This window comes from Pseudomonas sp. NFACC02 (assembly GCF_900110765.1).
In the GTDB taxonomy this organism is placed as follows: Bacteria; Pseudomonadota; Gammaproteobacteria; order Pseudomonadales; family Pseudomonadaceae; genus Aquipseudomonas.
Genome location: NZ_FOEO01000007.1, coordinates 195,716 through 202,377, shown reverse-complemented (window position 1 = coordinate 202,377; position 6,662 = coordinate 195,716). Strand labels below are relative to the sequence as shown.

The window sequence follows — 6,662 nt, the reverse complement described above, 5'->3', positions numbered from 1 at the left end:
CAAGCAATCTGCGACTCGGAAGAGCACAGATTGCGGTGACTGTGAAGATGACCTTCACCGAAAGTTTGCAGCACACAGGCAAGACCTGATCACATACCCGATTTGCTGAAGCGCGGCCAACGCCACGGTTCGGTACCCGAATTTCTTGACGACCATAGAGCATTGGAACCACCTGATCCCATCCCGAACTCAGAAGTGAAACGATGCATCGCCGATGGTAGTGTGGGGTTTCCCCATGTGAGAGTAGGTCATCGTCAAGATTGAATTGCGAAACCCCATTTGCGAAAGCAGATGGGGTTTTGTTTTTGCGCGCGGGAAATGAATAGCCCGTACGGTTTACTCAGTGATCTTTGATCGCTAAACCCCAGCCCACAAAAAAGCCCCGCATCGCTGCAGGGCTTAGGTCCAACTCCGTTCTGCTTATTCGGCAGCTTCTTCCGCTACTTCAACGGCTTTCACGGTTGTCACCTCGTCGCGGCGACGAATGTACTTCCAGTCCGCCTCATCAATGTAGATACCAGCAGGACCACTACCGCCCTCAAGGTCGATCGCCACGTGGGCCGACACCTGAGGCTTAACGCTCGCCAGGATCGGGACGAAGCCCAACTGCAGGCTTGTCTCCAGCAAGGCTGCCTGGTTCCTTTCGTCAATGTCAGCGGCTTCGTCCAGGTAGTAAGGCAGACGAACACGACCGGCCTGGTCGCGATCCATCAAGTGCAGCAACAGATACATGTTGGTCAGCGCCTTGATGGTCATCGTCGTTCCGTTGGACGCCGCACCGTCGATGTCGGTGTGGATAACCGGCTGGCTATTAACCTTGGTGATTTCGAATGCCAGCTCGAACAGGTCTTTCAGGCCCAGCTGGTTGTGGTTCGCCGCCACGAGACGCGCTAGGTATTCCTTGGCCTCTTCGTTCTTGTTGTCCTGCTCTGCACTCTGACTCAAATCGAACACCGACAGGGTTTCGCCTTCTTCGTACTGACCGGCACTGTGGATGATCTGATCGATGTGCTTGAGTGCTTCCTTGTTTGGCGCGAGCACGATGCGGAAGCTTTCGAGGTTGGAAACCTGGCGGCGGTTGATCTCGCGGTTGAACAACGCCAGTTGGTGTTCAAGGCTGTCATAGTCGCTGCGGATATTGCGTAGCGTACGCGCGATGTCGGTGACGGCTGCGCGACGAGCCTTGCCCAGGGTCAATGCTTCATCGGTGCGATGCGCATAGGCGTTGATCAACAGTTGCAGACGGCGTTCCATGTCGTCTTCGCTGTCGAACTTGGCGACGCCTTTCAGGCGAACCTGCGCGTACAACGCTTCAATCTGACCGTCGCAACGCAGCAGGCCTTGCCAGCTGTCTTGATAGTCATTAAGCAACGGCAGCAAGTTATCCAGTGAGTCGTCCACGGGCTCCATGAACGGCGTGCCGAATGGCAGATCTGCCGGCAGCAGTTGGCGGCGACGCAGGGCGTCGTCCAGCGTGCGTTGTTTGGATTCCAGATCGCCGATCTGGCGGCCGACCAACTGCAGCTTGGCCGACAGTTGCTGGACGCGTTCGGTAAACGCATCGCTGGAACGTTTGAGTTCGTCCTGCGCGGCTTCCATCTGCGCCAATTGCTCCAGCTTCTCGCCTTCTTCGGCCGTCAGCGTCTGAGTGCGGCGGAAGTCTTCCAGCGCCTTCTGTGCATCCAGGACCTGCTGATACAGCGCTTCAGTCTGAGTCTTGCTCGCGGCACGGTCAGCCGCCACCGCTTGCTGGGTTTTCAGTTGCTTGAGTTCTTTCTCCAGACGCTCTTTCTGATCGCGCAATGCCGCGCGGTCAGCCAGTGCCTGCAAGGCGGGTGGCTCTATGTGGGAAAGGTTGATCGACAATCCTGGCACTTCGAACCGCTCGCCCTTGAAGCCATCCAGAATCGCTTCCAGAGATTTGACCCAGGCGTCGCTGTCGTCCAGCGCAATGCCTTGTTCACCCAGCGGCAGGCTGAACAGTGCGCTGTTGAACAGGCGCATCAGACGCTCGACGTCGGGCTGCGAAAACTCTTCGCGAAGACGGGCATAGCTGTTGTTGTCGGCGTGATCGAGTTGCTGCTTCACCGACTTCAGGCGCTTCTCCAGATCGCGCAGGCGCTCATCCAGATCTTCCGCACTGAACTGCCGGGATTGGGCCAGCGCACCGGCCAGTTCATCGTGCGCGTCCTTGGCCGCCAGCAGCTGTTGCTCAAGGATCTTGACGTCGTCGACCAGCGCGAAACGATTCTTCAGTACCGCCAGTTCGCCGATCCAGCGCTGGATGTTGCTGATTTCTCGCTCCAGGCGCATCAATTCCTGTGTGCCGCCACGTTGGTCGTTTTGCAGCGCGTCCTGTTCGCTGCGGTAGTGCTCGGCCTGAATGACCAGCTCTTCCTTGCGTGCGTTGGAGTAGTCCTGCCAGGTGCCAAGCAACGAATCGAGCAGTGGCGAGAGGCGGTGCAGCTTGCCGCGCAAGATGTCGCGTTGTTTCACGCCGTTGGCCAGCGCCTCGACCAGCGGACCGGCCAAGACCAGTGCGTTGTAGTCCTGTTCCATACGACGGACGTCGCGGAAGGCTTCTTCACACGCGGCAATGTAGTCAACGCTGCCGGAGCGCAGACTGTGTTCGAACGCATCGAGAAACAGCTGCTTGAGTTTGGCGGCGGTGATTTCGCGCATGTGCAGCAAGTTGATGAACAGTGCGCGGAATGTCTTCAGGCTCTGCTCACTGGTCGAGCGCAGCGGGATCAGCGTCAGGTCCAGAGGGATCGATGTGTGACCGCCGACCAGCAGGCGACGCAGTTCATCAGGCTTGAGCTCATAGGCTTTCAGGCCCTGACTTTCCAGATTGGTAAACAGTTCTTTCTGGCGCAGGCAGGTGTCGTTCTTCTGGTAATGGGCCAGATCCAGTTTGCCGGCGTAGGCAAAGAACTGGTGACCAAAGCCGCCACCCGGGCCGCGACCGACCACGCCGATCACATGAGGGCCGTGCGGCAGCGCAACTTCGACCAGGATGTAGCTGGTGTCTGTCGCGAAGTAAAAGCGGCGCGATTGATCAAGGCTGTATTTGCCGAAGCTCATGTCCGACATGCGCGCCAGAATCGGGAATTGCAGCGCGTTGATCGAGGCACTCTTGCCGAGGTTGTTCGCGCCATAGACCGACAGCGGGTGTTCCAGCGGAAACAGCCCGAGGCTGTAACCGGCCGTGTTCAGCAGGGCGAATCGGCGGATGCCGTAGCGTTCCTGGCTCATACATCAAGCTCCTGTTCTTCGGCGATCGCGCGGGCAAGGGCCTGCTCTTCGGATTCTTCGGTTTCCTCAAACTCTGCCAGATCCAGCGGATCATCGGTCTGCAGCAGTTTTTCGTCGCTGTCATCGTCGATCAGTACCGGCGTTGGCAACGGCAGGTCGCTGTGCAGACTGGCGGCCAGATCCCGGTCTTGCTGGACCGACAGGCAGACATCCAGGAAACGGTGCATGGGCGGCAGAAAGCGGTAGATGCCCACTTCTTCGGATGCAAAGCCGAGCTGCGTCATGCGGCGCATGATTTTCTCTTCCAGCTCTTCCTGGGTCTGCACCTCGGCCTGAAGAAACAGGTCGCGGTACTTTTCCAGCAACGACGGCAGTTCGTCACGGCCCAGGCTGCCACCGTCCAGAACGGCGACCGGATCGCGGCCCTGGTCAGCCAGATGCTCGACGAGGATAAAGGTGAAGAGGGCCAGCCGTTGCGCGGTCTTGTTGACCTGTGCGGCGGCAAGATCAGGCACGAAGTAATAGAAGCCACGGGTATCGCAGACCAGCTCGAAGCCGAGCGCCTTGAACAGGGTGCGGTACTGGTCCTGGGCGTTCGACAACTGGGCGTACAGCTCCGGGTCGCGGCGGCTGATGTGGTAACCCTTGAACAGCTCGCGAAAGATCGGCGCGAGCTGGGACATTTCGGATAGATCAAGATGCATGGGCGGTGCCCTCGGAATTCTCTGGGGTTGCGTCTTTGCTCGAGAGCAGGGCGAAGGAGCGCAGGCTGACGCGGTGCTCCTGGGTCAAGTATTCGCGGCGTTCGAGACGCTCGCGTTTGAAGCGTTTTTCCCGCGACAGGCGCGAGAACCAATACAGTAATTCGTCGGTGGCGCCGGTTGGTTCCTGTTCCAGCAGCCAGACCATCAGGTCCGGCATCGGCAGGGCTTCTTCGCACCGCTCGACCATTTCCTTGACCGTGCGCGGCGCCCGGGGCGGTTCGCCTTTGCGGGTGACGCTGGCTTTGGGAAATCGCGCTGGCTTGGCTTCAAAGCGCGCCAAGGCGTAGACGTAGGCTTCGACCTGGTTCGCACTGCCGAGGAAGGTGCTCTGCGGACGCGTGAACAGGGGCATGGCCGCCTGCGGTACCGCGTCGATGCCTTTGCGGCGAATGGCCGACAGCGCCAGGGCCGCCCCCCGTGTCACGGCGTTGTGGCGACGGGCTTCCTCACGCAGCGGGAGCAGCAATTCCCGCGCGTGACGCAAGGTCAGTTGAGCGCTGGTCTGCATTTCGAGGATGCGCGCGTGGGTGCGCAGCAGCATGTCGTCGTCGACCAGATGACCCAGTCGCTGTTGATCCGTGAGCATGCGCAGCAGCACGTTCTCAACCTTGCGTACGCCTTGTTCGAATGCACCGTCGGCGTTTACCAACTGAATCATCGGTTCGACGTATTCGTCCCACGTCGCAAGGACTTCCGCATAGCGCTGGCGCAGCGGGATCTGCCGGTCGCTGGTCTTGGCGCGCTCGGCCACCGCGACCAGCGCCTGTTCATCATTGGCGAGCTTTTTCAGGACGTCGCGCACGCGCATGTCGAGCAGGCGCAGTTGCCGGGCGAGGTCATTGGCATCGCGCGCTTCGAAGGCCTCCTGGATGTAACCGGCCAATCGCTCCAGATGGCGCAAATAAGCTTCGATCTCCAGGCACAGGCCCAGGCGGTGTTCGCGGCGCAGGTACGACAGGAAGTCATGGATCTGCGCGTTCAGCTCGAAACGGTTCGGGCTCTTGGCCACGGGAACCAGGATGTCGAGACGAATCCACACATCCAGCAGGTTGGTGATGTCCTGGGGTGTGCTTTCCAGTTGCTGGGCGGCCAGTTGCAGACGCAGTTCGCTCAGGCTCAGGGTGCCTTGGTCGAAATGCTCGCACAGTGGCTCAAGAAGCGCCCAGTGTTCGGCAAGGGCGCGCAGGACGCGCTTAGGTTCGATCATCGGATGGCCGCTGGTTGGCAAATAAAAGCGGCAATTGTACTGCATCGCAGCCGATGGTTTTCACCCTCAGTCGATCAACTGCGGCGTGATTCGTCGAAGGTCTGTAGAATCCCCCTCCTGACTTTATCCACAGGTGGCTGTCCCTTGCTCAACGAGCCTCGCCGCCGCGCTTATCTGACCGCCATGCAGGTGGTCAGCTGGCTGCCGCGCACCGAACTGCCCTTTGCCGCGCCTTCGCGTCCGGAGCTGCTTGCGCCGTTGCCGGTATTCGAAGACGACGCCGTGGAGGACGTGCATTCGGCGGCTGTCGCGCAAGCAACCCAGACGCCTGCTGCCAGCAACCCGACGCCCGTTGCGCGTACGGTCGAGCGACCGAAAATCGAGGTCCCCCGTCCTTCCGCTGCTGTTAAACCGACTGTTACCAAAGTTGAGAGAGACGAAGACGATGCTCCTGCGGTGGCGAAGGCATCTGTCGTGCCCCCGCCACGCTTTGCGCTGCAATTGCTGCGCGCCGGCAATTGCCTGCTGCTGGTCGAGCTGGCAACCGGGCAGCCTTTCCAGAGTCGCGATCCTTCTTATCTACTGCTCAAGGACATGTTGCGCGCCGCCGGACTGCCGGACAGTCCGCAGATCATCGGTGAACCGGTGCGATGGCCGTTGCTGGTACGTGGACAGATGGATCAAGGGCCTGAAGCCGCGCGCGACTTTGTTCAGGGCTTTCTCTATGCCCGTACCGAAGAAGAGCCTTGCAGTTGCTTATGGCTGATCGGACTGCCGGCGGTACGTTTTGCCGGTGAGGCTGACGCCGAATCCTACAATTTAGAATTTCAGGTCGAAGGCCTGGGTCTGGCCTGGGCGCTGCCGGGTCTGGAACTGTTGATGGACGAGCCTCAGCGCAAGGCCGACGTTTGGCGCGCCATGCGTAAGCTGATGGGGCGTTGGAAGAGCTTAAATGAGTGATGCCGTAACGTTTCGCCGCATGACCGAAGCCGATCTGGATGCGGTATTGAAGATTGAATACGCCGCATTCAGTCATCCCTGGACGCGCGGTATCTTTCTAGATGGCCTGAAATCCTACGAGATCTGGTTGATGTTCGAGGGCGATCAGCAAGTCGGCCATGGCGTGATCAATGTGATCATCGATGAGGCCCACCTGCTCAACATCACCATCAAGCCTGAAAGTCAGGGACGTGGTTTAGGGTTGCTGCTGCTGGACAAGCTGATGAAGCGTGCATACGAGCTCAACGGTCGTGAGTGTTTTCTGGAGCTGCGTGCCAGCAATCAGTCGGCCTATCGGTTGTATGAGCGCTATGGCTTCAACGAAGTCGGCCGGCGCCGTGACTATTACCCGGCGGTTGGCGGTCGTGAAGATGCGCTGGTCATGGCCTGTACGTTGGTGGATTAGCTTTCCAATGGCCGGGACGAACTGACGGTGG

5 protein-coding genes and 1 rRNA gene are annotated in these 6,662 nt (G+C 59.5%); 3 read left to right on the top strand and 3 right to left on the bottom strand.

All coding sequences use genetic code 11. From position 1 onward, the window contains the following. Nucleotides 1–144 precede the first annotated feature (144 nt). Nucleotides 145–260, top strand: a 5S ribosomal RNA gene (gene rrf / locus BMY73_RS09320). Nucleotides 261–420: 160 nt separating this feature from the next. Here rrf and mksF read toward each other — a convergent pair. The 3 genes from mksF to mksB are packed head-to-tail and all read right to left on the bottom strand — an operon-like array spanning nt 421 to nt 5,226. Beyond that, nucleotides 421–3,255, bottom strand: coding sequence for an Mks condensin complex protein MksF (gene mksF, locus BMY73_RS09315; RefSeq protein WP_092406598.1), 2,835 nt, complete (start codon nt 3,253–3,255; stop codon nt 421–423). Continuing rightward, nucleotides 3,252–3,959, bottom strand: coding sequence for an Mks condensin complex protein MksE (gene mksE / locus BMY73_RS09310; protein ID WP_092406596.1), 708 nt, complete (start codon nt 3,957–3,959; stop codon nt 3,252–3,254). The genes mksF and mksE overlap by 4 nt, the downstream gene beginning before the upstream one ends. Then, nucleotides 3,949–5,226 carry an Mks condensin complex protein MksB gene (mksB, locus tag BMY73_RS09305; protein WP_062387153.1) on the bottom strand — a complete coding sequence of 426 codons (1,278 nt, stop codon included), beginning with the start codon at nt 5,224–5,226 and terminating at the stop codon, nt 3,949–3,951. The genes mksE and mksB overlap by 11 nt, the downstream gene beginning before the upstream one ends. A gap of 144 nt (nt 5,227–5,370) precedes the next feature. On the opposite strand from mksB, the gene BMY73_RS09300 reads away from it, so the two are divergent. Further along, nucleotides 5,371–6,186, top strand: a complete 816-nt coding sequence (locus BMY73_RS09300; protein WP_092406594.1) for an energy transducer TonB — start codon at nt 5,371–5,373, stop codon at nt 6,184–6,186. Then, nucleotides 6,179–6,631, top strand: a complete 453-nt coding sequence (gene rimI, locus BMY73_RS09295; protein WP_062387125.1) for a ribosomal protein S18-alanine N-acetyltransferase — start codon at nt 6,179–6,181, stop codon at nt 6,629–6,631. Before BMY73_RS09300 ends, rimI begins: the two co-directional genes overlap by 8 nt. The last annotated feature ends 31 nt before the right edge of the window (nt 6,632–6,662 follow it).